Origin of the sequence: Acinetobacter sp. WU_MDCI_Abxc222 (genome assembly GCF_025514755.1) — a bacterium.
Classification (GTDB): Bacteria; Pseudomonadota; Gammaproteobacteria; order Pseudomonadales; family Moraxellaceae; genus Acinetobacter; species Acinetobacter geminorum.
In genome coordinates, this window is record NZ_JAHPVG010000003.1 from 352,236 (window position 1) to 378,522 (window position 26,287).

Below are 26,287 nucleotides of genomic sequence, written 5' to 3' on the forward strand. Positions count from 1 at the left end.
TTTTATACGGTTTCTGGTTTTTTCAACTGTTGTTGAATGTACAAGTTCATATAGTATTGTTCGATATAATCATCGGCGTAGTTGTTTGCTAAGGTTTTTGTTGCCACTTGCTCATGTTTTAAATAGCAGTTTGATTCAAGATCTTTCTCGAGTACCCACCAGCTACGGTTAATACGACGTACCTGGAATTTGTCACTTTTGTATTTTCTTTTAGCCATTTTCCGAAATTTGCTATTCAGTTATTGAAAGAGAATTTCTACTGGACTTAAGAGCTCAAGTCAACAGATAGAAGGTTAATTGATTATTTTATGTGGGATGCTATTTCTCTCAATATCAAAGTAGAGACATTAAAATAGTTAAGCTCTCGTAATGAGAGCTTAACTATTGCTTGTAAATAGATTCTTATTTCGTCTTAGCGAGAAAGGTTCTTTAAAAGTAATTTTAAACTTTCCATCATTTTTTCTAACTGCAAAGGAGTAATGCCTTCAAAAGACTGTTCAAGTACTACACTGGTTAGGTCATTGATCTTGTTGATCATTTCAGTGCCTTTTTCTGTAAGTACTACACGAGTAATACGACCATCAGTCTGGCAAGAGTAGGTCTCAACCAATCCTTCATCTTTCAAACGATAAACAATTTTTGTGGTGGTCGACATTTTTGAAATAATCATATCTGAAAGTTCAGAAACACTCGCATGAGGCTTGCTGCTTAAGGCCAACATAATGCGTCGACGTGAGTTATCTAAACCATATTTTTTTAAAGCATTATCAATATTTTGTACATACTGAGCATGTACTTGAGTAATCCAATAATATGGAAAATCTTCAAGAGTAAAAGATTCTGTTGTAGGTAAAAAACGCGCATACTTCTTTGTCATTGACTTTTCCCCATACCTTGGTGGATCGCATTTCTGGTGAACTATCTTTAATAGTTGAAAAATATAGTTTCATCAAGCAAGTTATATCAGGACTTTACTTATTGAGCAAAAGTTATATAGCTTCATTTAACAATGACATGGTTTAACTGTCCTTATCTTTATGAGTGCCACTTTACTTTGCATAGACTGCAATTATTCTTCCTCTATAATCAAAGATTATTCAAGGTTCATACTGCTTATCAGGGCCAGACCTAAAACTCTTTGAACAAATATATGAGATTGCATCTAAACTTGCTTGCTCGTTAATTGAACGATGTTGCTTGCAAAGGCATCGTAGAAAAAAAATTATGATTTGACCGTGGCATTGAACGAGAAAGTTTTTGTCTCTAAAGTCATAACTATGAAAAATTAATATATTTAAATAATAAATATTTATATATATCAATTATTTGAATTGTTTTAATATTGGTAAAATTTACCATACATTTAACATGAAACATCTATTATTTAGTAAAATAAAATTAGCTTTATATTTTAAGTATTTGATTTTTATTTATAAATTTAAAACGTGATTTGAGATGATGAGCTATTGAAATAGAGCTATTTTTATCTATAAATTATAATTTTAATAATATTTATGTTAGTAAATGTTCAATAGTTAATCTAAAGAAATGTATTTTAATTGTTATTTTTTGTTTCATTTATTATAGTGCGCGTTCCAATAAATATTGATAACTCTTTGAGCTTAATGATGAAAAAATTACTACTTAGTTCGTTGATTGCATTAACTGTGGGAATTAATGGTTGCGCAACTATAGTTTCTGGTTCTTCTCAAACACTTACTTTCACTAGTGTTCCAGAGTCTGCGACCATTGAGATTAAAAATCGTAAAGGAATAAAAATCCATACTGGACAAACTCCAGCAACCGTAAGTTTGAAAAAGGGAGCAGGCTATTTTAAACCAGAAAGTTATCAGGTCACTTTTAGTAAAGCAGGTTATCAAAGTAAGACTGTAGAAGTTACGGGGACATTAAGTGGATGGTATTTTGGTAATATTCTTTTTGGTGGGCTAATTGGCATTTTAATTGTAGATCCTGCAACAGGTGCCATGTTTAGATTAGCTCCAAAAGATGTAAGCGCAGTTTTAGAATCGCAAAATTTATCTACTAAGTCGCAAAAAGAACCATCTTTAACTGTAATGTTGGCAGAAGAAGTGCCCGCACATATTATGGCAAGAGCTGTTCAAATCAAATGATATAAGTTCTATAAAATGAATGATTATTAAAAAGGGAGAATTTATTTTCTCCCTTTTTAATTATGAAATAGTTGCTGTTTTATCTTCTATTTTTTTCTTAACAATAGCATAGCTTATGCCTGTAACCACACTCCCAGCAGCGATTGCAGCAAGGTATAGCCAAGCATGATTAATTGCATTTGGAATTAAAAGAACAAATACACCACCGTGAGGAGTAACTAACTCACAATGGAACAAGGCAACAAGTGCGCCAGTTACAGCTCCACCTAAAATACAAGTTGGAATAACACGCATAGGGTCTTTAGCTGCAAAGGGAATAGCACCTTCAGAAATAAAACATAAACCTAATACAAAAGCTGCTTTTCCAGCATCTTTCTCTCCCGTGCTAAATTTATTCCTAGCTATGAAAGTCGCAATAGCCATACCAATAGCAGGGACCATGCCGCCAGCCATTGTGGCTGCCATAGGCATATAAGTATTTGTTGTCAGCAACCCAACAGTAAAAGCATAGGCCGCTTTATTGATTGGTCCACCTAAATCAATACACATCATGCTTGCTAATATAATTCCCATTAACACAGCATTTGTTGTACCCATGTTGTTTAAGAAGTCTTTCATTAGCTCAAAAATATGTGCTACTGGATGACCCACCACGTAAAACATAATAAGGCCAACAAATAATGTGCCTAATAAAGGAATAATTAGAATGGGTTTAAGTGCTTCTAAACTTGTAGGAAGTTTGAGTTTTTTTGCAATAAAAAGCGCGATATAGCCAGCAAGAAAACCTGAGACAATACCTCCTAAAAAACCTGCTTGTAACTGAGAAGCAAGTAAGCCGCCAATTAAACCAGGTGCGAGGCCAGGACGATCAGCAATCGAGTAGGCGATATAACCAGATAACATTGGAACCATAAGCATAAATGCTGCGGCCCCAATTTGTTTTAATATGGCTGGTAAGCTGCCTGCTTGCTCAGCTGCATTGAGACCAAAGCATAAAGAGAGAGCAATTAAAAGACCTCCCGCCACCACCATAGGTAACATATAAGAGACACCAGTTAAGAGATGTTTATATACGCCAACTTTTTCGGTTTTATCTTTGTTTTCTGCAGATGTTTGTTGCTTACCTTGTTCTAAAACTTGCGCATTGCTGATTGCTTCAGCAAACGCTTTATCTGTTTGCTTCAGAGCAAAACCTGTACTACATCTATAAACACGTTTACCTACAAAACGGTCTGTATTAACTTCAATGTCAGTCGCAAGAATAACGATGTCTGCATCAGCAATAGCTTGAGGTGATAAGATATTTTTTGCACCAACGGAACCTTGAGTTTCTACTTCAATATCATAACCGTGTTTTTCTGCACCTTGCTGTAAAGCTTCGGCGGCCATAAAAGTATGCGCAACGCCCGTAGGACATGCAGTGATCGCAACAAATTTTTTAGCTGTAGATGCTGATAAGCTATTATCATTTTGCCAGTCTTGAGCAGACTTAAAATGATCTAAAGCAGTTTGAAGAGCTGACTGAGCATCACTTTTGATCTCTTCAATATTAATAAAAGATAAAGGGTGCGTACCAAAAATATTAAGATTTTTCGGGCGTTGTCCAACAACGATAACTTGGTCAAAGCTTTCATTCACTTCGAATTCATCAAGTGAAATAATGCTATTTTGATAACCCTGTTGGGACGCGACTTGTGCAAGCTTACGAGCTAAAATCAAAGCATTGACTTGCTGTTGCGGACTATTAATAACAAATAATAAACGTTTAGCAGTTGGCATCAGATTCACTCAATGAATTGATTGTTGTTTGGGCTTTTAATTGGTTTAGCTTTTCAGCATTAGGAATACGAAAGCCTACTTGTGTTACAGCGTGACTTGCAATTGCTGTAGCAGTTTTTAATGTTTCTTCAGCAGAGAAGCCACTCAATAAGCCATGAATCATACCTGCTAAAAGAGAGTCACCCGCACCAACTGTACTTTTAACTATTACTTTAGGTGCTGTGGCGTGAAGTGGGTGAGTGTCATGTAACCAGTTTACACCGTCTTCACCCATCGAAATAACGACATGTTCAATTTTGGCTAGGTTTTCAAAAAGCTTTTTTTGTTCAGCATAGGTTGTAGCAGGAAGCTGATAACTTTCTACTAACTCATCTGTATTTGGTTTAATCATCCATGGCTGACATTCAATGGCAGCAACCAACGCTTTACCACTTGTATCTAGTGCAACTTTTTTCCCTTGCGCTTGAATGAGTTTAATAAGTTGTTTTAACTCATCAACACTAAATCCCTGCGGAATGCTTCCAGCAATAGCAACCACATCTACCAGAGGCAAAATCATTTCAATTTTTTGGAAGAGGTGCTTCTTATCTAGTTCAGATACGAAAAAACCTTTTCCATTTAAATCCGTCATACGTCCTGAATGTTCAGCAATTTTTATATTTTGGCGAGTTTCACCTTCAATATAAATAAATTCAGATTGAAATTGAGCTTCTTTAAAATGGTCATCGAAAATCTGTCTGTTTGTTGCTCCTAGAAAACCAGAAACAACAACCTTATGCCCCAAATCTTTTAAAACTTGTGCAATATTTAAACCTTTGCCTGCCGCATGTATTTCTACAGATTCTTGGCGGTTTACTTCACCTATCTGTAACTCATTGAGTTGTATAGTCACATCAATTGCAGGATTTAAAGTAATTGTTAAAACTTTAGCCATTACCATTCCTAATCTTTACATTTCTTGTTCGGATAACTGACGTACAACAGTAGCGCTATCACATTCAAGTGCACGCTTTGCAAGCACTTGAGCTTGGCTGTAGTTAAGTGTACGAATTTGGGCTTTAACCAAAGGAATACTATTCGGTGACATACTAAGCTCATCCACCCCTAAGCCCATTAGAATGGGTACAGCTTTTGGATCGGCTGCGAGTTCACCGCATATACCAACCCATTTACCATACTTATGTGCAGCTTTTACAGTTTGATCAATTAATTGCAAAATACTTGGGTGTAGCCCATCTGCTTCAGCCGATAGAATAGGGTGTCCACGGTCAATGGCTAATGTATATTGAGTTAAGTCATTTGTTCCGATACTAAAAAAGTCCACTTCTTGCGCTAGGATAGGTGCAAGTAAAGCAGCAGAAGGAACTTCAATCATGATCCCAACTTGTAAGTCGGCGCATGGATATGTCGCTTTAACTTCATCAAGAATAGCTTTTGCAGCACGCCATTCTTCTACACGTCCAATCATTGGAAACATAATTCTTAAAGGGCGGTCATCTGCAGCTTTAAGCAGAGCAATAAGTTGTTGACGCAACAGCTCTGGCTGTCTTAGCGTTAAACGAATACCTCTCAATCCTAAAAATGGGTTTTCTTCTTCAGCAATTGGAAGGTAAGGGAGTGGTTTGTCACCACCTACATCTAGCGTACGTACTACGAGGGGACGACCTGCAAGAGCATCTAAAACGATGCGATAATCTGCTTCTTGGGTAGCTTCACTCGGAGCGCTACTATGGGCCATAAAAACAAGTTCAGTCCTAAGTAGGCCAATTGCTTCGGCACCACATTCTACTGCATGAGGGGTCGCTTGAACTTTTCCTAAATTGGCAGCAATTTCGATTTGGTGTTGATCCAGAGTAATTGCAGGTTCTTGGCTATGACGTTCAGCTTCTTCACGAATTTTTTTCTGAAGCTCTCGCTCTTGTTTCGCTTGTTCGATTTGTTGAGCATTAGGATTTAAGATAAAAGCTCCGGTATCTCCATTAATTAAAAGAGAACTTTTTTGCTCAATATCTAGTACTTGATCACCAGCGCCAACAATTGCAGGGATACCTAAAGCACGAGCAACAATGGCACTATGAGCGCTTGCACCACCTACGGCGGTCAAAATACCTGCTACACGATCTTTATTAAGGCGGGCTACATCACTTGGTCCGACGTCATACATAATCAATATATAAGGTTCTTTAGGTTCTTCGATGATGACCTCACCGCAGAGTTGAGCCAAAACGCGATCACCAATATCACGTAGGTCTGTAGCACGCTCAGCCAGTAATCGATCTGGTAAAGCTGCTTGCTCTTTGGCTGCTGCTTCAATATGCTCATGCCAAGCAGCAGGAGCAGAAAGATTTAGGTTAATCTTTTGATAAACACCATTAATAAGATCTGGGTCATCAAGCATTTCCAAATGTGCTTGGAAGATTTGCTTAATTTCAGCCACTTCAGATTTTGCAATAACTTGGTGAATATTGTTTTTAACTGCGTGAAGTGCAATATCAAGTTTTTCTTTTTCTGCTTTGACACTTAAGCCCATGCGTTCATATTGGTAAACCTTAGGTTTAATTACATGTACAGGGCCAAAAGCTAAACCGCTTGAAGCAGCAATTCCTGTATTTGCGCTAAGTGGTTTTGAATGGCTTGGGATTTCACTAGATTGCTCTACTTTGATGTCTGAAGATTGTATAGGTTCAACTTCTTCACCTAAGCCTTGTTGCACTGCCAGAATAACTTTATCTAAAGCTTCAACTGCATCCGTTTCTGGTTCAGCAATGAAACGTAAAGTTTGGCCGCGTTTACAACCTAAAGCTAAGAGACGTGTCAAACTTTTAGCTGAAACAAAATTGCCTTCATCTACTGCGACTTGGATATCACCTTGAAAACTTTTTGTTAAGTTTACTAAATGAGTTGCTGGTCGAGCATGTAATCCATGTGCATTAGCGAGTACAACAGAACGGTGGGGCCAATCGGGAATAACATCTGCACCAATGATTTTAGCAATTTCATTTGGTGCTTGTGTTTGGTCTAATTGTGCAACTTGCTCTGGATTAAACAGAATATCAATCAGTCGATTAAATCTCTGGCTATCTAATTGTTCATTGGCAGCTATACAAACTAGCGTATTTAATTTTTGTCCGCCTAGGTCTAAAGCATGGCGGGGCTTTACAATACTGATTGCTGGTTGTTGAACAAACTTACTGCTTGAAATAGACCAGATTTGATCTTGTAGTTGAATAACTTGATCAGGGTCAAGTGAACTTAGAAAACCGCACTTTACGAAATTGTGTTTTTTTAGAATCTGAGATGCAGACCAAAATAAATCTTCAATATCTTGAGATTCAATTTCAGTTTGAATTAAATTTTCATGCAAAGTTAGAGATAATGGTTGAGCTTGTAAGATTTCAATAATTTGTTCAGGTTGTTTAGCATTTTTTACCTGTTCACTTACATCATGCATTAAAGCTCTAGTTAATATTTGTAGAACTTGTAAATGTTCATCAGATTTTGCTGCAATCACGACAGCTAAATAAATTCTGTTTTCACCATCCCATATAATTCCTTCTGGAAAATGAGCTAAACGGATACCTGTTTCTAAAATAAATTCGCGAGATTGGGGGGTGCCGTGGGGAATAGCAATACCTTGACCTAAATAGGTGGCACTTTGCTGTTCTCGATTGATGAGTCCTGTAATGTAGTCAGGTGTAACTAACCCATCTTTTACCAATATATCTACTAGACACTGTAATGCATGCTTTTTATCAACAGCATGTTGATTCATATGAATATGTCGAGGCTCTAGTGCTAGCATACTTATCCTTGAACAATTTCTTTGGTTTAGCTAAACAGAAAAAAAGAAGCTGTTTGTATTAAAAATAGGTTAGTTTAACCGTTTTTAAACAACAGCTTCGTATAAATAACGATAGCAGAACTTTAAAGCTATATCGACGTATTTACGTAAAAAATGCATGTTTTTAATACAAAGGAATAGGTGATTAATATATTTTAATTTTCTATGATAATTATTAGGTTAATAAGGTAACTTTATAAAAAAAGTGGGTATTAATATTAAAAAAAACCTCTATACCGGATTACGGGTATAGAGGCAAAAGTAAAAGATCCATAGATTAGTGTTGGATTTCTTTTTCTAAAAGTGACCATAAATTTTGATGTGATTTTTTAAACATTAGCATGTGCCCAATTGATTTATGCCCAAGTTTCATGGGATTTAGCTCTAGCATTTTTGTGGGTGCATTAGGATAGAGTTTTAATAAATCTTCAACGTTACGCTTGGTTGCAATTTCATCGTCACTTGCCCAAATAGAAGTAATAGGGCAGATAATTTCAGTATGAAAATCATGGTGGATTGTTTTACCAATAGCATTTTTCACATAGCCAGGATAGCTGCAAAATTCTCGCCATTGTTGGGCGACTTTTTTAGGTAAGTTTTCTCCCATTCCAATAAATTGAGTAGCACCATAACCTTTAATAGCACTAGAAATTGGAAAGATGACATTGAACATTACTGGTGCTAAAAACTTGGTTTTACCTTTAAGACCTTTTACATGGCCAGTGGAACCTGCGACCGCGATAACTTTTGCTACTTTATGAAAATTAGGCACAATTCCTAATAACTGTCCGCCAGCACTATGGCCAAGAAGAGTAACTTGCTGTGCTTCGGTTTTCCCCAGTAAAGTATCAATTGCACAAGGGATATCAAGAGTTCCCCAATCATTAATACTTGCAGTACTTTGCTTTAAAGTTCCATGCAATGAATCTCCAATTCCACGGAAATCAAAGCTTAATACATCATAGCCTTGCTGACTTAACCATGATGCAAAAGAATGATAGAAGCTTTTGGTAATGCCTGTTGCGGGACAGATTAATACGGGATTTGCTGACTTTGGGGATTGAGCTGGATAAAAATGTGCTGCAAGTTGATAACCGTCTTTGCAGGTCATCCAAAATGATTCAAAAGTGTTATCCATAATATTAAGTAAAGATTGGTTTATTGATGACTTTAAATTTACATGAGTTCCAAAATGAAACTTGATTAAAATGTGACTGCAAAGTCAATATTTATGTTATATAGCTCATTAAATTTTCAATAAAACGAATAATTGGAAAAAAGATGGATTTATCGAAAGCTGTGCAGCTTGCAATTGTGTTTAGTGGCGTATTTTTATGGATAGGGATGTTAACTGGGGTATGGAAATATTGGCAAATACGCCGTTCAGCATTAAGTCGTGCGCATTATTATGTGGATATCGCTCATCGAAGTAGTTTGCTCTATGCAGCTGCTACCCTAATTCTAGCTGTATTAAGCTATTATACTGTTTTAAATGAAAATATTGCTCTATTGTGTGTATTGGCAAATATTTTATTTTTTAGCTTTTCAATTGTGGTTTATATCATACATGGCTATTTACAGGATACGACAAATCAATTTAAACGTCCGCACAAGTTAGGTCGTTTTAGCTTGCCTCCATGGCTAATGTCTTTGATGATGTTAGGATTGATTGTGACTGAATTAGTAGCTACGGCTATTTTAGTTATCGGAACAATTTTTTTATTTTTAGGTATGTAAAAATGGATGATCGCTCATCCATTTTTTAAGTATTCGAGTTTTGTTGACTAAGACGTCTTTTAGCTAGTTTTCGCATCTTATGATCGACAAAAGCCCACACACAAAATATGAAAGAAACAACCATCGCATACATAAAGTATTCGGGTTTCAGATTTCCTTTAATCATACCTTGAAACAGTAAAGTCAGCATAAGAGCAAGTGGTGTTACTCCATAAACAACTGAATCTTTGCTGTTCAGAGTGTTAATGAAGACTTGTTTGTTGAAATGTAATGATAACATCTCCATCCCTCCTTGTGGTTGCGCTAAAACCGAATGTTTTAGTCAAGAATAAGTTTAATGTTGTACTGCTATTTTTAGTTCAATTCAATAGTCAATAGAAAAAAAATTAAGCAATTTTATAAAAAGCTCTATGTTTATAAATAGTTAAGGTATAAGAAAAGTAAATATTAAATATTTTTGTATAAAATGCATAATATTTTTGAAAAGAGAAATATTTAAGTGAAAATTATAATAATTTCTCTTTTCTGCAAGAATTGGTTTAATTACTTTGTTTTTTCAAAAAAGTATCAATCGCATGTTGAGCAATTTCTGCATCTTCAAAAGATTGAACACCAGAAACACCAATAGCCCCTAGAATTTGGCCTTCATAAATAATTGGTTTTCCACCTTCTAACATTCCTTGCGCACTAGGCATGCTTAAAAAACCTAAGCGTCCATTTTGTAGAAGTTCTTCATAGAATTTTGAAGGTCTACCTGATATTGAAGAACATTTTGCTTTTTCTAAACATAAATGTGAGGATAAAGGCGAGGCGCCGTCTAATCGTTTCATAAATAGTAGAGAACTTGTTTCATCAACAATAGCGATACTGACTTTAAAGTTGTGCTCAATTGCATATTTTTGAGCTTCGTCCATTAAAAACTCTGCATCGGCTTGTGTTAGGTAATATTTACTTTTCATTGTTGCTCTTCTTTCCTAGTAAGCTAAAAATTATTTTAGTGTAATTTTACAGTAAAAAATGATTATATCTATAGTTGATTTGTCATTGAAAGTAGTGTGGAAATAAAATGCCGGTTGGGTAAACTCAGCATTTTATTCAATATATAAAATCATGTTTGGGTAAAACTCGATTTCAAAAGAGACACTAAATTAAATGCTTTTAAATTTAACTTTGTCGATAATTACGGTAATTGCTAGAACAACTAAAGATGGGATCAACCAAGCTAAGTTTTGTTCATTTAAAGGTAAATGTTGAAGAAATTCAGGTAAATAATCTCCAAAACCAGCAACTTTAATACCGTCAATAATACCGAAAATTAAAGCAATACTTGTTACCGAACCGACAATAAAAGAAGGTTTTTGCCAAAATTTCCAAAAGAAGCTCAGCATAATCACAACAATTGCAGGGGGATAAATTGCGCTTAAAACAGGTACTGATACAGCAATAAGTTTGGTTAATCCAAGATTAGAAATAATGAAAGAGAAACCAACTAAAATGAATACTAAAAGTTTGTAAGGCAATTTAGTTAACTGCGCAAAATACTCACCGCAAGCACAAGTTAAGCCAATCGCTGTCACCATACATGCTAGAAAAATTAGGCCAGTTAAGAATAATGAACCCATATTGCCAAAAGCATGTTGAACATATGCATGTAGAATTACTGCACCATTTGCTGCATTTGGCGCAACTTCGTGACTACCTACACCTAATTTGAATAAGCTTAAATAGACTAAAGTAAGACCCGCACCGGAAATAAGGCTGGCAATAATTGCATATTTAGTCACTAATTTTTTATCGGTAACACCACGCGAATAAATCGCTTGAATAATTACGATACCAAATACTAGTGCGCCTAAAGTATCCATAGTGAGGTAACCATTTACGAAACCTTCCGAAACCGGAGATTCAACGTAATGGTTGATTGGAGCAGGAACATAACCCGCAGGAATCATAACTGCTGCAATGCCTAAAATTGCTAAAGCAATAATTTTTAGAGGGGCAAGCACATGTCCAACTGTATCCAATAACTTGTTAGGATAAAGTGAAACTACAGTTACAAATGAAAAATAAATTGCGCTGTAAATTAAAAGGCTACTACTTGATGTTCCAAAATAAGATGAAAAACCAATTTCATAAGAAACAGTAGCTGTACGTGGAGTAGCAAATAAAGGGCCTACTGATAAATAACAAACAACGGTTAAAATCAGACTTGCTACTCGACCAAGAGGAGAGCTAATAATTTCAATGGAACCCTGCATACGAGAGAGTGCCATGATGGTAATTACAGGTAGACCAACTGCAGTAATCAAAAAGCCTATAGCGGCTAGCCATACATGATCACCGGCTTGTTGAGCGACAATGGGAGGAAAGATAATATTGCCAGCCCCAATAAAAAGGGCAAAGGTCATAAAACCTAGGGCAATAATATCTCCGGTACGAAGATGTTGCATAAATTAAAATTAATAAAAAAGAAGGAATTTTAGAGCAAAAGAGAGCATGATCAAGCGGTATTTTATGTGAAAAAGATTTTTTTCGAAGCTCAAAATCCATTAATAGATATTAAAAATATCAACTGGTTAAGGTATGTAATTGAAAAACCATTGAAAGAATCTGGGAAATTATTTTTTATATCTGACTTTTTAAAGAAATTATGCAAGAATAAAAATATAAATTTCTATTATGACTGTTGAATATTTGGGCATATAAAGCTTCCAGCCTATCCTATATCCGTTCTAAAATATTCTAAATTAACTTACATTTTTGTAGGTATTGTAAAAGCAGTATCTACGAGGATAAAACCGAATGAGAGCTTCTACTGTTACAATAAAAACTGAACAAGATCTAGAAAAGTTAAGAGTTTCTGGACGTCTTGCTGCGAAAGTTTTAGAAATGATAGGGGCATATATTAAACCGGGTGTATCTACTGAATATTTAGATAACCTCTGTAATGACTATATTGTAAATACTTTAAAAGTTATTCCTGCGAATGTGGGTTATCATGGTTTCACTAAAACTATATGTACTTCTGTAAATGAAGTTGTTTGTCATGGGATACCATCACCCAATAAAATTTTAAAAGATGGCGATATTATTAATATTGATGTTGCCATTATTAAAGATGGCTATTTTGGTGATACGAGCCGTATGTATTTTGTGGGTAATGTAAATCCACAGGCAAAAAAACTTGTCGAAACAACATATGAGGCAATGGTTGCTGGTATTCATACTGTTAAGCCTGGAGCTACGTTAGGCGATATTGGCTATGCTATTCAGTCGGTTGCTCATCGAGAAGGATATAGTATTGTCCGCGAATATTGTGGACATGGGATTGGTAAGGTTTATCACGAGCAACCCAATATTTTGCATTATGGGCAGCGCGGACAAGGCATGGTCTTAAAGAAAGGTATGGTATTTACTATTGAACCTATGATTAATGCAGGTAGGCCACAGGTAAAAGAGTTAAATGATGGATGGACCGTCGTTACTCAGGATCTTTCACTATCTGCTCAATGGGAACATATGGTTGCAGTAACAGATACTGGCTTTGAACTATTAACGCCTTGGCCGGAAGGTGTAGTAAACTATCCTATAATTTGAATAATAAAAAAGTTCGATAATTGTCGAACTTTTTTATTTTAATTCATTTTAGTGTTCGGAAAGATGTTCTACTAAATAATCAATAAACACTCGAACAGCAGGTAGCAACCCTCGGCGTGATGGATAAACTGCATGGAATACACCATGGGGTGCTTTCCATTCGGGTAAGATTGGTAGGAGTTGCCCAGATTTTACAAAATCTTCTGCTGCGCTCTCAGGTAATAAAGCGATGCCACAGCTTTGACTAGCCAATTGCGCTAACATATGAATATTTGTACCCATTACAGTAGGACTGACTTTGACTTTCTTTTGCTGATTATCAGGGCCATGTAAAATGAATTGTTGATCAAGATGTTCTTCAGATAAACTTAAAATGCGGTGTTCGCTAAGTTGTTCGGGATTTTTTATATCTCCAAATTCATTTAAATATGCCTGACTTGCGAATAGACTTTGTTGTATAAGGGCAAACTGTCTAAGAACTAAACTTGGATCGTCATCAAGTTTTGAACGAATACGTAAAGCAATATCAATTCCTTCATTAATGACATCTACTCGACGATTGCTGACCATAAGTTGCAAACGAATTTCTGGATATTTTTTTAAGAAAGCAGGCAGGATTTTAGGGAGTTGATTTTGAGCAATATCAACAGGAACACTAACTTTTACAACACCTCTAGGTTGAATACTTAGATGATCAACCAGATCGTGAGCAGCTTGTGCAGCATTCATCATGACCTGAGCATGTCTATAAATATCCATCCCAATATCTGTAACAGCAAAGTGGCGTGAGCTACGTTGAATCAGGCGAACTCCTAAATTCTCTTCGAGGCTGTACACGCGACGGCTTAATTTTGATTTTGGTATATCCGTTACACGCTCAGCAGCACTAAAGCCACCATGCTCAACGACGAGAGCAAAACAATAAAAATCATCAAGATCAGTGAGCATTAAAATATCCTATTTCTGCAACAACCATGATTTTACATTATTATTTTTGCAACGATAATTTTTAAACTAAATTTTTTGTAATTAAAACATATACTAACATATTTAGCTTAAGTGAAAAATTAAAATTGCATTGTAATTACAATGCAATTTTAATGTATATTTTCTACTAAGTGTCTATAGCCTTTTCTAGAACTTTTAATTAATTTCTCTTACACTATCATTTTCCTTATTTCTCAAATCTAATGCACTATCAATTGATTGAACTTAACGATGCTTCTGCGAATATTGAATGTCCATTTTGCAAACAAGCGATAATTGACTGGGCACAAGAACAATATGTTCAGCCATGTGAACATACTTTATTTATTGCTATGGACTTAGGGTTTGAATTTATTGCTGATCGATTTGAAGAGTGTATGGATCAGAGTGTAGATGAGTTACATGAAGATCCGAATATGAATATTTTTGAAGCTCTCACAACAACAACTTATGAAAATCTAATTATTTTAAAATCTGATTTAGGTGTGGAAAATTTATTTCGCTATGTCGGGGTAAGTGATCGTTAAGATTGAGAGTATAAAAAAGCCAATCTATTGATTGGCTTTTTTATTATTTACGCTTCTGGCGCTGCGCTATATTGTTCAACTAATGGTTTTAATTCGCCATTTTGGAACATTTCGAGCATGATATCGCTACCGCCAATAAGTTCGCCATTTACCCAAAGTTGCGGGAATGTTGGCCAGTTCGCAATTTTTGGTAAGGTTGCACGAATATCAGGGTTTTCCAAAATATTTACATATGCAAATGGACGACCAATTTGACTGAGCGCCTCTACAGCACGTGCAGAGAAACCACATTGTGGAAACTGTGGAGTGCCTTTCATGTAAAGTAAAACGGGATGCTTCGCAATTTGATCGCGGATTAACGCTTCAGTATCACGTGCTTGTTCAGTCATAAAGAGATCCTCAACTAATCTAGCAGCATTATAGGGGGTGTTTACATCGCTTTGCAAACCACCTGATTACTTAAAGTTGCATTGAATATTCAATATTTTATTGTATAAACCGAAGTGATAGTGGAAAGCGGACGAAATTTTAGATAAATGAGTGATGAGACTTTTCATCAGAGCTAGTTTTTGCTTATATAAACCCTTCCTAAAACCTCATACAGACAGAGTTCGTTATGAATGATATTACCCTAGCTCCAATACAACCTGATCAACCATCACATTTAATGGCTACTTATGGTCGCCAAGCGATCAGTTTTGTACGAGGCCGAGGAGCATATCTATATACCGAAGATGGCACAGAATATTTAGATGCTTTAACCGGTATTGCTGTATGTGGTTTAGGTCATGCGCATCCAGTCATTGCAGAAGCAATTGCTGAACAGGCTGCAACACTGGTACATACAAGTAACCTATTTGAAATTCCTTGGCAAACGGCTGCTGCTCAGAAGCTGGCTGAAGTTTCAGGAATGGAAGAGATCTTCTTTTCAAACAGTGGTGCGGAGTCAAATGAAGGCGCCATTAAAATTGCTCGTAAATTTGGTACTCAACAAGGTATAAGTTCACCAAAGATAATTGTGGCAGAGCAATCTTTTCATGGTCGTACTTTAGCAACACTTTCAGCAACTGGTAATAAAAAAGTACAAGAAGGTTTTGCTCCATTAACCAGTGATTTTATTCGTGTGCCATTTGGTGATGTAGAAGCAATTCAAGAAGCTGCTTTACAGCATCCAGATATTGTTGCGATTTTGATTGAGCCAATTCAAGGTGAGGGTGGTATTAATACTGCGCCTCAGGGCTTTAGCTATCTTGAAGAAGTTCGCATCATATGTAATCAACATAACTGGCTAATGATGCTAGATGAAATCCAAACTGGTAATGGTCGTACAGGCAAGTATTTTGCTTATCAGCACACAAATATTGTACCCGATGTTCTTACGACTGCGAAAGGACTTGGTAATGGCTTTCCAGTGGGGGCTGTAATGACACAAGGTAAAGCTGTTGGCTTATTAGGACCAGGTAGTCATGGTTCTACTTACGGTGGCACAGTACTTGGTTCTCGTGTGGTTTATACAGTAATAGATACCATCCAAAAAGAAAATGCTGTAGAAAATGCGGCAGTCGTTGGTGGTTATATTGTTGATCAATTACGTGCGCAATTGGCAGATAAAAATGTGCAAGTACGTGGCTTTGGTATGATGATTGGTATTCAATTGCCTAAAGACTGTGCTGAACTCGTTGCAATTGCTCGTGATAAACACAAGCTTATTATTAATGTTACAGCTGGTTCTGTAGTGCGTTTATTGCCACCAATTAATATGACTCAAGCACAGGCTGATGACTTACTAGAGCGTTTAGTCGCTTTAATTAATAACTATCTTTAAGTTTTTTATATCAATAAAAAATGGGCATATAAATGCCCATTTTTTTATGCGAAATAATTAACCAGAAATGTACTGTTTTAACTGTTCAATGAGATTTTTCTGATCTTCCATTGCTGCTTTTACTAAGTCACCAATAGAGATAAATCCAACTAGTTTTTCATTGTCTAATACAGGTAAGTGACGTAAATGACGATCTGTCATGAGCTGCAAACATTCTTCAACCGTGTTATTTAAGCTTACCGTAAGTACTTTGGATGTCATAATTTCAGCGACTGTGGTGCTATATGATGAACGTTCCATAAGCGTTACTTTTCGCGTGTAGTCACGTTCAGATAAAATTCCGACAACTTTTTCTCCTTCAGCTACCACGAGTGCACCAATCCCTTTATCAGCCATGATCTTAATTGCTTCAAGGACAGTGGCTTCTGGAGAAATTGTAAAAATATCTTGCTCTGATTTGTTCTTGATTACTTGTGCAACGATTGTCATTTCTTCTGTCCTGTGTTTTATCATTTTGATTTAAATTAGCTTGATTTTATAAAAATGCAAAGACTTGATAGTCATTCAAATGCAAGTTTCACATTCAAGCGTTCAAAAAGCATTCTATATTGATCAGTAGGAAACTAAAGAAAAGTTTTATGCTTCTTGCCAATGCGGATGTTTGAAAAAGAAATGTTGCATTTGCTGTGTAGATAACTTTAATTTTCTATGAGATGAATTAAACAGAGCAGGAGTGACGTTAAGTCGAGTTAAAGTTGGTAGTAAAGACTCATGGAAATCTTTAGGTGTAATTCTTCTTGGTTTGTAGTGGGGCCAATGCTCTTTTGCGTAGCGATGTGCCTGCAACCCATTAAGCCAAAAAGGAAAAATAAAGTCTTCCTGATCTGATTTAATTGCCCATCCTTGATGAAATAATCCCCAAAGAACCCCGCAATACATCATGGTTCTTAAAATATAAATCTTAATCATCAAGTCTCTTGAAACCGGTTGTAGATTACTTAAACTTTTCATTGTGGATTTAAAGGTTCTAACTTGTCTTGCTTATTATAAAAAAATCAGATGACATTTCAGTTTAAACAGGTATCAAATCGTAAACAAATATTCCAACTGTGAAATTCATGTCCTTTACTTAAAGCGGCTAAAGCCTCTGGTGCAATACAATACAAACCAAGTCCGTAGTGAATTATATTTAAAGAAATTTTTATACAGGCATAAAAAAACGCCACCTGAGCCACGATTGAAGTGGCGAAGTAAAGCTTTTGATAAATTGATAAATTCGGGTTTTTACGGGCATAAAAAAACGCCACATAAGTGACGTTTCTTTATGCTTGCATTGTGGCTAACTTTTGCCAATATTGTGCTTTAAGTGAGTCACGTTCAACACGGAAACCTTGATAATACAATTCTGCTAAAAACAGAGCAGCTTTACCGTGCCCAGCACGAGCAACTTCTTCTAACTGTGCAACTGCATCCTGAAAATTCATTTGAGAGTGAATTGTGTTTACTGCAGTTGCGTACACATGTTCTAAATCATGATGAGAGATACGTTGAATCATAGAAAACTCCTTATTGTAATTATGATTACTTTTTCTAAAGGCCACTGCCTTTAAATTAATTTAACTTAGAATTATTAAACTAATATTACAAATTAATGGATTTGTCAACTATTGGTGCATACCAGTTAATTCACTATTAGGATACATGATTAAACATTATTCACAAATAATTTTGAGTAAAATCAATATGAGAATAAAAGACAAGGAGAATAAAATATGACAAATACTATCGATGGCTTTGTTTTTGATACTCCACCAAGAGAGGAACAAATCATAGAACTAGCCCATTATCATCGTAAGCTATTAGACGAAGCGATCTTTCATCAAGAGATCCATTTAGGGGATTATTGTCTTGCTCAGCGCAAAAGGGTATTTGACTTTGCACGGCATTTGGAACCTGCACAAAAAAACTGGTTTTATCAAGTTTATGATGGTGAACTGAGAAAAATTGCCGACGAAGACGAACTGCATCCAGCCGATGCTGAAGAAGGTTTAAGTATTTTTGCGATGTTTTTAGTCTTGGTGATTATTGCAGCAATTTTATACTTTTCCGTTATTCGTTCACTAATAAGCTAAGTATTATGATCCAGTAAGGTATGTTTCTTGGCCTTACTGGATGTTTGATCTTGTGCTTATGAGTATTGAACCCTACACTACACTAATTCGAGGTAGGTCATGCTCATATTCAAACAAAATTTTCTTAAATTAAAGTCTGAGTTAAAAGTTGATCAATGTTTTAACCTATTTGTGGTTATTGTCATTGGTTGTATTTTTGTGCTGTCATATTTAGCATTACTTCGGCCTATTAGTCCGGAACAATATCAACGAATTATACAACTCTCTCATCAGGCTACTTATCCTAAAACTCAGGATATGGCTGAACTGCTAATAGCTCAATCAGAAATTCATAGAGCAGAGTATTTAAAGTTAATGCATGCATATCAATTTGAAGGTGCTCATATTAGACAATATCCAGCACTTGCTCAGGAAGATACTCAGTAAATAGGTTAATCAGGCTAATTCTTGGTTTCCAAAGCTTTTTGAGCACTATTGTGGCAGGCAAAATTTTGAATTTATGCTAAACTTTATCTTTTTAAACGCGCTGCTTTTCAAGGAATCCGCATGGAGCAACAATCGAATATGCAAAATAAATTCTTGATAGATGCTGAGATCGGTGATGACGATGTCACATTACCTAATTTACCTGCTATCGATGTTCCCATCGTTGAATCTCCTGCTAAAGCACAAGAAAATATTGAAGTAGCTAAAGACGAAGTAGCTTCTACAGGAACAGCGGCTGAACAACCAAAAACTGGTTTTTTTGGCCGGATGAAAGAAGGCTTAACCAAAACTCGTCGTAATTTCGCTGATGGTATGGTCAATATCTTGATTGGCGGAAAGGAAATTGACGATGAATTACTTGAAGAAGTCGAAGAGCAATTATTGGTTGCAGATATTGGTGTTGAAGCAACTAAAACCATCATTACCAATTTAACAGAGCGTACAGCTCGTGGTGATTTGATCTATTCCCACTCTTTATATAAAGCGTTACAAGAAGAGTTAGTTGCTTTGTTGGCTCCACGTGTTAAACCATTGCATATTGACCCTAATAAGTCACCTTATGTGATTTTAATGGTTGGGGTAAATGGAGTGGGTAAAACTACAACTATTGGTAAGTTGGCGAAACGTTTACAAGGTGAAGGTAAAAAAGTGATGTTGGCTGCTGGTGACACATTCCGCGCCGCAGCAACTGAGCAATTACAGATCTGGGGCGAACGTAACGATATCTCTGTAGTAGCGCAAGGTCATGGAGCTGATAGTGCTTCTGTTATTTTTGATGCCTTTGAAAGTGCTCGTGCTAAAGGAATTGACGTATTAATTGCGGATACGGCAGGTCGTTTACATAATAAGAGTAACTTGATGGAAGAACTCAAAAAAGTTAAACGTGTTATGCAAAAAATTGATGCAACTGCACCGCACGAAATTATGTTGGTGGTAGATGCAGGAACAGGTCAAAACGCGATTAACCAAGTACAAGAGTTTGATCAAGCTGTAGGTTTAACGGGTATTACCATTACTAAGTTGGATGGAACTGCGAAAGGCGGTGTACTCTTTAATATTGCAAGTCGCACCCATGTGCCAATTCGTTTTATTGGTGTAGGTGAAAAAATAGATGATTTAAGACCATTCTCGGCTAAATCTTTTGTTGCTGCACTGTTTGAAACTGATAAGTAAATTGGTTGGTAACCTTAAAAAGCTTCACTAAATCGTGAAGCTTTTTTATATGTATATCTTTTTTATTGTTGCGAAAATAAAACGAACTGTCATATTTTTAATGCTGATTATGAAAAATGACTTTAATACACTGTATTCATTCCCAAACAACGGCCCTTGGTCAAATCAATAGGTAGGAAATAACAAAATGTCTACTTTCTTAGATAAAATTAAAAACCGTCGTACAATTTATGCAATTGGTAAAAACGTTGCATTAGATCGCACTAAAATTGAAGAAACTATCCGTGAAGCTGTTAAGCACAGTCCTTCAGCTTTTAACTCACAATCTTCACGTGTAGTGACATTATACGGTGAATCTCATGCTAAATTTTGGAATTTAGTTCGTGAAGCGTTGCGTAAAATTGTTCCTGCCGATGCTTTTGCAGGTACAAATGCAAAAATTGATAGCTTTGTAGCTGGTGTTGGTACGGTTTTATTTTATGAAGACCAAGCTGTTGTTAAAAGCTTACAAGAGCAATTCGAATTATATGCAGACAACTTCCCAGTATGGTCTGAACACTCAAGTGCGATTGCTCAATTTGCAACTTGGACTGCACTTTCAGAGCTTGGTTTAGGTGCTTCTTTACAGCACTATAACCCAATTGTCGATGCAGACGCAGCTGAAGCATTTGATGTTCCTGCAACTTGGAAATTACGTGCTCAATTAGTATTTGGTTCTGTTGAAGCACCAGCAGGTGAAAAAGCATTTATTAATGATGCTGATCGTTTCAAAACTTTCAATTAATTTAATTGAAGTTAAAAAGAGCACCTATTTTAGGTGCTCTTTTTATGTTTTTAGAATGAATAGGAGGAATACATAAAACGAAAATTTGTGAAATTCAAATACATATTTCAAAATAATAAATCAAGAAATTAGTCGATAACTGCTTTGTCATAAAATAGTCACAATCATATTGCATATTGCTCATGATTTAATAGCTTATCAAACACAGAGAAAGAGACAGATGACTTTAAGATTAGGTGTTGCTGCAATTGGTTTATTACTCAGCGGTTCGGTATTTTCAGCAGTTACAATTACAGCACCAGAGGAAATTGTAATCCTTGCGGTGAATGGTCAGGAAGTCAACTCTGGGTTATTTCGTTCATCTAAAAATAATTATAAAGTCGATGCTGGTGAAACAAGCTTAAGTGTGCGCTACCAAGAATACTTTGAACATTTAAGCGGGGAGCATGACATTGTTAAATCTGGAGTAGTCACAATTCAAACTCCGGCTCTCAAAGATGGGCAAACTTATAAGCTCGCAATGGTAGATGCACCAAAACAATTTGAACAGGCTAAGAAATATGCTGAGCAACCAACAGTGGCTTTGTACAGCGCAAATAATGAATTAATAGTACAACAAACTGGTGCAAACAATGAGGCAAAACCATGGTTTGCAACTGGCTTGTTGGGTAAAGTCACTGACTTTACGACTAAATCATCTAAATCGCAGCCTGAGGCAGTGTATGCCTCTGCTAAACCTACTTCTGCTCAGGTGGCTGTACCAGCTCCAACATCTATACCTGTAACAGGTGTAGCCCAAACGAATGATCAACGTTTAGTAGAAACTTGGCAAAAAGCTTCTAAAGCTGAGCGTCAAAAATTTATGGCATGGTTAGCTGAACAATCAAATTAATTTACTATTAGTACCTATTAAGTTGGTTGAAATGAAAAAAGACCTCAGATGAGGTCTTTTTGATTTAGGTTAGGAACCAGATGTAATAGCCTAAGAGCATGAGAGGCCAAGCCACCCATGGGCTAAATAACCACTTCCATAACCAGAAGTTGGGTACGAAACCCACTCCGTAAATAAATCCACCAGAAATACCAATCATGACCAGCATAAGCAGGCTATGATTGTAGTGCCCATTAGCATCTAGCATGAGTGAAGGGTAAACCAACAAAATTGCAGCAAGAGGCAATGCCAACAGAAAAGAAAGGGCCATTGCAAATGCTTGAGCTTTTCGATGATTTGATGCTGTCATTGCTTTTGCCATCATTTATTCCTCATCTAAATCTTGATGATGTTCGATATAAAGCGCGCTGAGTACACCCGCAAAACATGCCATCAAAATGCCTAGGATCCATGCGAAATACCACATAGTTTTCTCCTTAATACAAGCTATGCGAGTTTGACTCGATATGTTTGTTAGTGATGACTCCCCACATTTTGTAATAAGACCAACTGGTATAGATCAAAATAAGAGGAACAAAAATGCAGGCAGCAACCGTCATAACGCCTAAAGTAAGGTGACTTGATACAGCATCCCACATTGTCAAGCTAGAGTTAGGATTAATACTAGATGGAAGTAGGAATGGGAATAGGGCAAAACCAGCAGTTAAAATTGCTCCTACAATCATTAAACTTGTACCAGTAAAACTTAGGCCTGCTTTTGCTTTTGAAGATGCAACAATTGCAATGATTGCGCCTAATATGGCAAGAACAGGGGCAACTTTAGTAATTGGATAGGTACTGTAATTGTTCACCCAACCCGGATTGCTATTGGTAACCACTTCTTTAGCTAATGGATTAAGCGCAGCATTTGGATCTATAGCAACAGCATAGCTATAACCTGGCACTTGCCCGAAATACAGCCATGCTCCAATTACAAGGAAACAAATTAAAAAGATAATTGCCATAATTTGAGTGGCTTTGGCGGAACGTTGTTTTAAAGCTTCATCAGTACGTAGCATGAGCCACGCACCTCCATGTGCACAAAGCATAGACAAACTTACTACACCGCAAACTAGAGCAAAGGGGTTAAGAAGAGCAAAAAAGCTGCCTGTATATTCAGAGCGTAATGTGCTATCTAAACTAAAAGGAATACCTAAAAATAAATTACCGAATGCCACACCAAACACAAGCGCTGGAACAGCACCACCGATGCACAGACCCCAGTCCCAAGAGTTACGCCATTTGGTATTTTCAAGTTTAGAGCGATAATCGAAACCGACTGGCCGTAGGAAGAGTGCAAATAGAACTAATAAGAGTGCCCAGTACATGCCTGAGAAAGCGACTGAGTAGACCATTGGCCATGCAGCAAATAGTGCACCACCCGCCGTAATAAACCAGACCTGATTACCATCCCAGTGTGGGGCAATGGTATTGATTGCAGCACGACGCTCGTTATCAGTTTTTCCAACGAAAGGCATAAGAGCCATAGACCCCATATCAAAGCCATCGGTAAGTGCGAAGCCGATGAGTAGTACACCAACTAACACCCACCAAATGACTTTCAATAATTCATATTCAATCATGATAAAGCCTCCCCATTAACAGCTGTTTTCGGCTCTTGCTTTTCAAAATGATATTTACCAGTGTGTAAAGAACTTGGTCCTAAACGAGCAAATTTGATCATTAAATACATTTCAATAATTAAAAGAGCGGTGTAGAACGCTGCTAGCGCAATAATTGAACCCCACACGTCACCAGTACTTAAACTAGAAGCAGATAGATGTGTTGGTAGGATTTCACCAATAGACCAAGGTTGACGACCACCTTCAGCTACATACCAACCAGTTTGTGCAGCAATCCAAGGAAGCGGCAGAGCAAACAATGCATATTTAAGTAGCCAAGGTTTGTTTTCAGCGTTTCTTCTTGCTACGGCCCAAGTCGCTAAAATGAAGAGTAATAGCATCAAGAAGCCAGAGGCAACCATTGCACGGAAAGAGAAAAATAGTGCTGTAACATTTGGAATAGTATCTTTTACAGCAGCTTTAATATTTTGCTCGCTTGCATCAACTACATTTGGTGCATATTTCTTAAGAAGTAGGCCATAACCTAGATCTTTTTGATTTTTTTCAAAAGAGGCCAATAACTCTGGTGAACGATCACCTGCACGTAATTTTTCAAGTTCAGCATAGGCCTGCATACCATTACGAATACGAACTTCGTGCTGTTGCATGAGATCTTTAAGACCAGTAACTTCTTTGGTTGTTGAACGAGTTGCAATTAAACCTAATGCATATGGAATTTTAACTGCGTAATCTGTCCGCATCTCTTCATGGTTTGGTACACCAAACAAAGTAAACGGAGCAGGGGCAGGATGAGTATCCCATTCGGCTTCGATCGCAGCGAGTTTAGTTTTTTGAACATCACCTAGCTCATAGCCAGATTCGTCACCTAACAAAATCACTGAAAGTGTAGATGCGAGACCGAAAATGGCAGCAATTGCAAATGAACGACGTGCGAAAGGAAGATCACGTTTTTTAAGTAAATAATAGCTTGAGATGGCGAGTACAAAAATTGCACCAGTTACATAACCCGCAGATACAGTGTGGACGAATTTCACCTGAGCTACAGGGTTAAAGATAAGCGCGCCGAAATCAACTAATTCCATACGCATCGTTTCGAAGTTAAATGCAGCACCTACAGGGTTTTGCATCCAACCATTCGCCACTAAAATCCAAAGCGCTGACATATTCGACCCGAGAGCGACTAACCATGTTACGCCTAGATGCTGAACCTTACTTAAACGATCCCATCCGAAGAAGAATAAACCAATAAATGTAGACTCAAGAAAGAATGCCATAAGGCCTTCAATTGCTAATGGAGCACCAAAAATATCACCTACATAGTGTGAGTAATAAGCCCAGTTTGTTCCAAATTGGAACTCCATGGTTAAGCCAGTTGTTACCCCTAAAGCAAAGTTAATACCAAATAATTTTCCCCAAAATTTAGTCATATCCTTGTAAATTTCTTTACCGGAAATGACATAAGTGGTTTCCATGATGGCAAGGATAAATGCCAAACCTAGAGTTAAAGGGACGAAAAGAAAGTGATACATTGCGGTCATCGCAAATTGAAACCGCGAAAGATCAACCACGCTTTCAGAAATCATCAACGTGTCTCCTTAATGTGGGAAATGTTATCGCCAGCAATATGCTCGGCGACCTGATTGTCAAAATTTTTGGGGATGGTGGGAGCATCAAACCAAATATGTTTAATCGTTAAGAGGAGCACTATTTTTATTATTAGAATAATAGTGATTTCTTTAACTAAACGACCATTAAGATTTTTAAAATTAAGGCTCATAAATTAAACCTCATTTGATATTAATTTTATTATTAATCAAAATATAATAAAAATAAACATTAAATATATTTTAAATGAATATTTAAATAATTAATTGTTACAAAACAAGCACTTAATATTTTAAAATAAATACTATACTAAAATAGTTTGAATTAATTATTAAATCCTACTAAAACACTTGTAAATAAAAATATTAAGTTGATTAAAATGGTTTGTTTTAATTTAATACCGACCAAAATGGTTGTATATTGTATTTATAAATTATATTCCAAACTAAAATGGTTGGAATAATAAATAATTAATTAAAAAGAAAATAATAAAATATAGACGTAATAAAGCCTGCTAAAAGCAGTAAGTAAATAGAATAGTAGTAAGAATTTAATCGGGGGCGAAAAGATCGTTTGATACAGAAATTTTCTTGGCTACATAATGGCTTTTATGCACTCTGACAAGGATAACCTGAGAGTATAATTCGAGTTCGCCGTATTCTGGTTCGACTTGAACGTAGTGGAGCTGGCCGAATTCATCACGCACTCGCGCTTGGGCAGAAAACCCAGGTCTAGCATTACCACTGGAAACCGTCGCTAATCGTCCTAAAAGATTATAATTTGTATGAGTAAGCTTTGGTTTAATTACTTGGTCAAGGCAGTGAATCATGAATACAGTAAAAAAGATTGCGATGACAAGGGCTGGGACGATTAAATAAAATGGTGAAATAAAATAATGCTGGATTGCAAAGAAAGAAAGCTGTAAAAAATAACCTGCAAAACTGAAGTTGATTAGTAAAAAAACGAAAATTAAGGCTTTAGAAAATTTAACGTTAAGTAGTGGTGAGTTAGAAAGCCAAACAGGCGCAATTTTTTTGAGTAATTGACTTGGACGAAGTCCAATATACATACCAATGGTTTCTACCACGCTGAGTAATATCAAAGCCACTACACTTAAATGGAATGGCATAAGATAATAATTGAAAAAGAAATCAGCCATGGCAGAAAC

The 26,287-nt window shown here is 36.4% G+C and carries 30 protein-coding genes; 10 read left to right on the top strand and 20 right to left on the bottom strand.

Annotated features, from left to right (window positions below):
* Positions 1 to 2 precede the first annotated feature (2 nt).
* Both KTJ10_RS07620 and KTJ10_RS07625 read right to left on the bottom strand, forming a co-directional pair.
* Positions 3 to 218, bottom strand: a complete 216-nt coding sequence (locus tag KTJ10_RS07620) for a hypothetical protein (protein WP_017480975.1) — start codon at positions 216 to 218, stop codon at positions 3 to 5.
* 194 nt (positions 219 to 412) lie between these two features.
* Positions 413 to 877, bottom strand: a complete 465-nt coding sequence (locus KTJ10_RS07625; RefSeq protein WP_002121027.1) for a MarR family winged helix-turn-helix transcriptional regulator — start codon at positions 875 to 877, stop codon at positions 413 to 415.
* A 751-nt stretch (positions 878 to 1,628) separates the two neighbouring features.
* Here KTJ10_RS07625 and KTJ10_RS07630 point away from each other — a divergent pair.
* Complete coding sequence (locus KTJ10_RS07630; RefSeq protein ID WP_086265591.1) at positions 1,629 to 2,132, top strand: hypothetical protein; 504 nt, start codon at positions 1,629 to 1,631, stop codon at positions 2,130 to 2,132.
* A 60-nt stretch (positions 2,133 to 2,192) separates the two neighbouring features.
* Here the strand turns inward: KTJ10_RS07630 and KTJ10_RS07635 are convergent, their stop codons facing one another.
* From KTJ10_RS07635 to KTJ10_RS07650, 4 genes are all read right to left on the bottom strand, one after another.
* A complete protein-coding gene (locus tag KTJ10_RS07635; protein ID WP_262441729.1) occupies positions 2,193 to 3,911 on the bottom strand; it encodes a fructose-specific PTS transporter subunit EIIC in 1,719 nt (572 codons plus the stop codon).
* Positions 3,898 to 4,845 carry a 1-phosphofructokinase gene (gene pfkB, locus KTJ10_RS07640; RefSeq protein ID WP_262441730.1) on the bottom strand — a complete coding sequence of 316 codons (948 nt, stop codon included), beginning with the start codon at positions 4,843 to 4,845 and terminating at the stop codon, positions 3,898 to 3,900. The genes KTJ10_RS07635 and pfkB overlap by 14 nt, the downstream gene beginning before the upstream one ends.
* 15 nt (positions 4,846 to 4,860) lie before the next feature.
* On the bottom strand, positions 4,861 to 7,713 hold the full coding sequence (gene ptsP / locus KTJ10_RS07645) for a phosphoenolpyruvate--protein phosphotransferase (protein WP_262441731.1): 2,853 nt from the start codon (positions 7,711 to 7,713) through the stop codon (positions 4,861 to 4,863).
* A gap of 316 nt (positions 7,714 to 8,029) precedes the next feature.
* The gene (locus KTJ10_RS07650) at positions 8,030 to 8,890 is read right to left on the bottom strand and encodes an alpha/beta fold hydrolase (protein ID WP_199977676.1); all 861 of its coding nucleotides are present in this window, start codon (positions 8,888 to 8,890) and stop codon (positions 8,030 to 8,032) included.
* A gap of 143 nt (positions 8,891 to 9,033) precedes the next feature.
* Here KTJ10_RS07650 and KTJ10_RS07655 point away from each other — a divergent pair, with 143 nt between their 5' ends.
* Positions 9,034 to 9,489, top strand: coding sequence for a hypothetical protein (locus KTJ10_RS07655; RefSeq protein WP_262441732.1), 456 nt, complete (start codon positions 9,034 to 9,036; stop codon positions 9,487 to 9,489).
* Positions 9,490 to 9,514: 25 nt separating this feature from the next.
* Here KTJ10_RS07655 and KTJ10_RS07660 read toward each other — a convergent pair whose 3' ends face one another.
* The 3 genes from KTJ10_RS07660 to brnQ form a co-directional block, all read right to left on the bottom strand.
* A complete protein-coding gene (locus KTJ10_RS07660; protein WP_005068965.1) occupies positions 9,515 to 9,769 on the bottom strand; it encodes a hypothetical protein in 255 nt (84 codons plus the stop codon).
* 259 nt (positions 9,770 to 10,028) lie between these two features.
* Entirely contained in the window at positions 10,029 to 10,448 is a 420-nt protein-coding gene (locus KTJ10_RS07665) for a GlcG/HbpS family heme-binding protein (RefSeq protein ID WP_086265585.1), read from the bottom strand.
* A gap of 189 nt (positions 10,449 to 10,637) precedes the next feature.
* Positions 10,638 to 11,939 carry a branched-chain amino acid transport system II carrier protein gene (gene brnQ / locus KTJ10_RS07670; protein ID WP_262441733.1) on the bottom strand — a complete coding sequence of 434 codons (1,302 nt, stop codon included), beginning with the start codon at positions 11,937 to 11,939 and terminating at the stop codon, positions 10,638 to 10,640.
* Between the two features lie 352 nt (positions 11,940 to 12,291).
* On the opposite strand from brnQ, the gene map reads away from it, so the two are divergent.
* Positions 12,292 to 13,086, top strand: a complete 795-nt coding sequence (map, locus tag KTJ10_RS07675; protein ID WP_262441734.1) for a type I methionyl aminopeptidase — start codon at positions 12,292 to 12,294, stop codon at positions 13,084 to 13,086.
* Positions 13,087 to 13,134: 48 nt separating this feature from the next.
* On the opposite strand, the gene KTJ10_RS07680 is transcribed toward map, so the two are convergent.
* Positions 13,135 to 14,034 carry a LysR family transcriptional regulator gene (locus KTJ10_RS07680; protein ID WP_086265582.1) on the bottom strand — a complete coding sequence of 300 codons (900 nt, stop codon included), beginning with the start codon at positions 14,032 to 14,034 and terminating at the stop codon, positions 13,135 to 13,137.
* A gap of 242 nt (positions 14,035 to 14,276) precedes the next feature.
* Here KTJ10_RS07680 and KTJ10_RS07685 point away from each other — a divergent pair, with 242 nt between their 5' ends.
* Entirely contained in the window at positions 14,277 to 14,600 is a 324-nt protein-coding gene (locus KTJ10_RS07685) for a hypothetical protein (RefSeq protein ID WP_199993190.1), read from the top strand.
* A gap of 47 nt (positions 14,601 to 14,647) precedes the next feature.
* Here KTJ10_RS07685 and grxD read toward each other — a convergent pair whose 3' ends face one another.
* Positions 14,648 to 14,989, bottom strand: a complete 342-nt coding sequence (grxD, locus tag KTJ10_RS07690; RefSeq protein ID WP_002120913.1) for a Grx4 family monothiol glutaredoxin — start codon at positions 14,987 to 14,989, stop codon at positions 14,648 to 14,650.
* Between the two features lie 227 nt (positions 14,990 to 15,216).
* Between grxD and KTJ10_RS07695 the strand changes: the two genes are divergently transcribed.
* The gene (locus KTJ10_RS07695; protein ID WP_262441736.1) at positions 15,217 to 16,425 is read left to right on the top strand and encodes an aspartate aminotransferase family protein; all 1,209 of its coding nucleotides are present in this window, start codon (positions 15,217 to 15,219) and stop codon (positions 16,423 to 16,425) included.
* Between the two features lie 57 nt (positions 16,426 to 16,482).
* Here the strand turns inward: KTJ10_RS07695 and KTJ10_RS07700 are convergent, their stop codons facing one another.
* The 3 genes from KTJ10_RS07700 to KTJ10_RS07710 form a co-directional block, all read right to left on the bottom strand.
* Positions 16,483 to 16,914 (bottom strand): CBS domain-containing protein, encoded by a 432-nt coding sequence (locus KTJ10_RS07700; RefSeq protein ID WP_004791938.1) that lies wholly within the window; start codon positions 16,912 to 16,914, stop codon positions 16,483 to 16,485.
* Positions 16,915 to 17,061: 147 nt separating this feature from the next.
* Positions 17,062 to 17,436, bottom strand: a complete 375-nt coding sequence (locus KTJ10_RS07705) for a DUF2750 domain-containing protein (protein WP_262441737.1) — start codon at positions 17,434 to 17,436, stop codon at positions 17,062 to 17,064.
* Positions 17,437 to 17,747: 311 nt separating this feature from the next.
* Positions 17,748 to 17,981 (bottom strand): hypothetical protein, encoded by a 234-nt coding sequence (locus tag KTJ10_RS07710; RefSeq protein WP_002121063.1) that lies wholly within the window; start codon positions 17,979 to 17,981, stop codon positions 17,748 to 17,750.
* 216 nt (positions 17,982 to 18,197) lie between these two features.
* On the opposite strand from KTJ10_RS07710, the gene KTJ10_RS07715 reads away from it, so the two are divergent.
* From KTJ10_RS07715 to KTJ10_RS07735, 5 genes are all read left to right on the top strand, one after another.
* Complete coding sequence (locus KTJ10_RS07715; RefSeq protein ID WP_002120892.1) at positions 18,198 to 18,557, top strand: hypothetical protein; 360 nt, start codon at positions 18,198 to 18,200, stop codon at positions 18,555 to 18,557.
* Positions 18,558 to 18,656: 99 nt separating this feature from the next.
* The gene (locus tag KTJ10_RS07720; RefSeq protein WP_002120920.1) at positions 18,657 to 18,983 is read left to right on the top strand and encodes a hypothetical protein; all 327 of its coding nucleotides are present in this window, start codon (positions 18,657 to 18,659) and stop codon (positions 18,981 to 18,983) included.
* Positions 18,984 to 19,103: 120 nt separating this feature from the next.
* Positions 19,104 to 20,216, top strand: coding sequence for a signal recognition particle-docking protein FtsY (gene ftsY, locus KTJ10_RS07725; RefSeq protein ID WP_019767698.1), 1,113 nt, complete (start codon positions 19,104 to 19,106; stop codon positions 20,214 to 20,216).
* A 187-nt stretch (positions 20,217 to 20,403) separates the two neighbouring features.
* A complete protein-coding gene (locus tag KTJ10_RS07730) occupies positions 20,404 to 21,000 on the top strand; it encodes a nitroreductase family protein (protein ID WP_031948528.1) in 597 nt (198 codons plus the stop codon).
* Positions 21,001 to 21,220: 220 nt separating this feature from the next.
* Positions 21,221 to 21,892, top strand: coding sequence for a DUF2057 domain-containing protein (locus KTJ10_RS07735; protein WP_262441739.1), 672 nt, complete (start codon positions 21,221 to 21,223; stop codon positions 21,890 to 21,892).
* Positions 21,893 to 21,956: 64 nt separating this feature from the next.
* On the opposite strand, the gene KTJ10_RS07740 is transcribed toward KTJ10_RS07735, so the two are convergent.
* The 6 genes from KTJ10_RS07740 to KTJ10_RS07765 form a co-directional block, all read right to left on the bottom strand.
* Complete coding sequence (locus KTJ10_RS07740; RefSeq protein WP_086265577.1) at positions 21,957 to 22,256, bottom strand: cyd operon YbgE family protein; 300 nt, start codon at positions 22,254 to 22,256, stop codon at positions 21,957 to 21,959.
* Complete coding sequence (gene cydX, locus KTJ10_RS07745; protein WP_002120988.1) at positions 22,257 to 22,358, bottom strand: cytochrome bd-I oxidase subunit CydX; 102 nt, start codon at positions 22,356 to 22,358, stop codon at positions 22,257 to 22,259. It lies immediately after the preceding gene.
* A gap of 10 nt (positions 22,359 to 22,368) precedes the next feature.
* On the bottom strand, positions 22,369 to 23,514 hold the full coding sequence (cydB, locus tag KTJ10_RS07750; protein ID WP_262441740.1) for a cytochrome d ubiquinol oxidase subunit II: 1,146 nt from the start codon (positions 23,512 to 23,514) through the stop codon (positions 22,369 to 22,371).
* Positions 23,511 to 25,097, bottom strand: coding sequence for a cytochrome ubiquinol oxidase subunit I (locus KTJ10_RS07755; RefSeq protein ID WP_086265575.1), 1,587 nt, complete (start codon positions 25,095 to 25,097; stop codon positions 23,511 to 23,513). Before KTJ10_RS07755 ends, cydB begins: the two co-directional genes overlap by 4 nt.
* Complete coding sequence (gene cydP, locus KTJ10_RS07760) at positions 25,097 to 25,291, bottom strand: cytochrome oxidase putative small subunit CydP (RefSeq protein ID WP_005073962.1); 195 nt, start codon at positions 25,289 to 25,291, stop codon at positions 25,097 to 25,099. Before cydP ends, KTJ10_RS07755 begins: the two co-directional genes overlap by 1 nt.
* Before the next feature lie 378 nt (positions 25,292 to 25,669).
* Complete coding sequence (locus KTJ10_RS07765) at positions 25,670 to 26,278, bottom strand: OB-fold-containig protein (RefSeq protein WP_002121106.1); 609 nt, start codon at positions 26,276 to 26,278, stop codon at positions 25,670 to 25,672.
* Positions 26,279 to 26,287: the final 9 nt, after the last annotated feature.

Excerpts from the sequence above, each read along its gene's own strand:
- ftsY (WP_019767698.1), top strand. The coding sequence starts at position 19,104 with ATGGAGCAACAATCGAATATGCAAAATAAATTCTTGATAGATGCTGAG.
- KTJ10_RS07695 (WP_262441736.1), top strand. The coding sequence starts at position 15,217 with ATGAATGATATTACCCTAGCTCCAATACAACCTGATCAACCATCACAT.
- KTJ10_RS07720 (WP_002120920.1), top strand. The coding sequence starts at position 18,657 with ATGCTCATATTCAAACAAAATTTTCTTAAATTAAAGTCTGAGTTAAAA.
- KTJ10_RS07630 (WP_086265591.1), top strand. The coding sequence starts at position 1,629 with ATGAAAAAATTACTACTTAGTTCGTTGATTGCATTAACTGTGGGAATT.
- KTJ10_RS07755 (WP_086265575.1), bottom strand. The coding sequence starts at position 25,097 with ATGATTTCTGAAAGCGTGGTTGATCTTTCGCGGTTTCAATTTGCGATG.
- KTJ10_RS07710 (WP_002121063.1), bottom strand. The coding sequence starts at position 17,981 with ATGATTCAACGTATCTCTCATCATGATTTAGAACATGTGTACGCAACT.
- KTJ10_RS07635 (WP_262441729.1), bottom strand. The coding sequence starts at position 3,911 with ATGCCAACTGCTAAACGTTTATTATTTGTTATTAATAGTCCGCAACAG.
- KTJ10_RS07740 (WP_086265577.1), bottom strand. The coding sequence starts at position 22,256 with ATGATGGCAAAAGCAATGACAGCATCAAATCATCGAAAAGCTCAAGCA.
- KTJ10_RS07655 (WP_262441732.1), top strand. The coding sequence starts at position 9,034 with ATGGATTTATCGAAAGCTGTGCAGCTTGCAATTGTGTTTAGTGGCGTA.
- KTJ10_RS07765 (WP_002121106.1), bottom strand. The coding sequence starts at position 26,278 with ATGGCTGATTTCTTTTTCAATTATTATCTTATGCCATTCCATTTAAGT.
- KTJ10_RS07660 (WP_005068965.1), bottom strand. The coding sequence starts at position 9,769 with ATGTTATCATTACATTTCAACAAACAAGTCTTCATTAACACTCTGAAC.
- KTJ10_RS07700 (WP_004791938.1), bottom strand. The coding sequence starts at position 16,914 with ATGACAATCGTTGCACAAGTAATCAAGAACAAATCAGAGCAAGATATT.
- KTJ10_RS07650 (WP_199977676.1), bottom strand. The coding sequence starts at position 8,890 with ATGGATAACACTTTTGAATCATTTTGGATGACCTGCAAAGACGGTTAT.
- cydB (WP_262441740.1), bottom strand. The coding sequence starts at position 23,514 with ATGATTGAATATGAATTATTGAAAGTCATTTGGTGGGTGTTAGTTGGT.
- KTJ10_RS07735 (WP_262441739.1), top strand. The coding sequence starts at position 21,221 with ATGACTTTAAGATTAGGTGTTGCTGCAATTGGTTTATTACTCAGCGGT.
- KTJ10_RS07625 (WP_002121027.1), bottom strand. The coding sequence starts at position 877 with ATGACAAAGAAGTATGCGCGTTTTTTACCTACAACAGAATCTTTTACT.
- map (WP_262441734.1), top strand. The coding sequence starts at position 12,292 with ATGAGAGCTTCTACTGTTACAATAAAAACTGAACAAGATCTAGAAAAG.
- KTJ10_RS07730 (WP_031948528.1), top strand. The coding sequence starts at position 20,404 with ATGTCTACTTTCTTAGATAAAATTAAAAACCGTCGTACAATTTATGCA.
- KTJ10_RS07665 (WP_086265585.1), bottom strand. The coding sequence starts at position 10,448 with ATGAAAAGTAAATATTACCTAACACAAGCCGATGCAGAGTTTTTAATG.
- KTJ10_RS07620 (WP_017480975.1), bottom strand. The coding sequence starts at position 218 with ATGGCTAAAAGAAAATACAAAAGTGACAAATTCCAGGTACGTCGTATT.
- KTJ10_RS07705 (WP_262441737.1), bottom strand. The coding sequence starts at position 17,436 with ATGAAAAGTTTAAGTAATCTACAACCGGTTTCAAGAGACTTGATGATT.
- cydX (WP_002120988.1), bottom strand. The coding sequence starts at position 22,358 with ATGTGGTATTTCGCATGGATCCTAGGCATTTTGATGGCATGTTTTGCG.
- KTJ10_RS07685 (WP_199993190.1), top strand. The coding sequence starts at position 14,277 with ATGCACTATCAATTGATTGAACTTAACGATGCTTCTGCGAATATTGAA.
- grxD (WP_002120913.1), bottom strand. The coding sequence starts at position 14,989 with ATGACTGAACAAGCACGTGATACTGAAGCGTTAATCCGCGATCAAATT.
- cydP (WP_005073962.1), bottom strand. The coding sequence starts at position 25,291 with ATGAGCCTTAATTTTAAAAATCTTAATGGTCGTTTAGTTAAAGAAATC.
- KTJ10_RS07680 (WP_086265582.1), bottom strand. The coding sequence starts at position 14,034 with ATGCTCACTGATCTTGATGATTTTTATTGTTTTGCTCTCGTCGTTGAG.
- ptsP (WP_262441731.1), bottom strand. The coding sequence starts at position 7,713 with ATGCTAGCACTAGAGCCTCGACATATTCATATGAATCAACATGCTGTT.
- KTJ10_RS07715 (WP_002120892.1), top strand. The coding sequence starts at position 18,198 with ATGACAAATACTATCGATGGCTTTGTTTTTGATACTCCACCAAGAGAG.
- brnQ (WP_262441733.1), bottom strand. The coding sequence starts at position 11,939 with ATGCAACATCTTCGTACCGGAGATATTATTGCCCTAGGTTTTATGACC.
- pfkB (WP_262441730.1), bottom strand. The coding sequence starts at position 4,845 with ATGGCTAAAGTTTTAACAATTACTTTAAATCCTGCAATTGATGTGACT.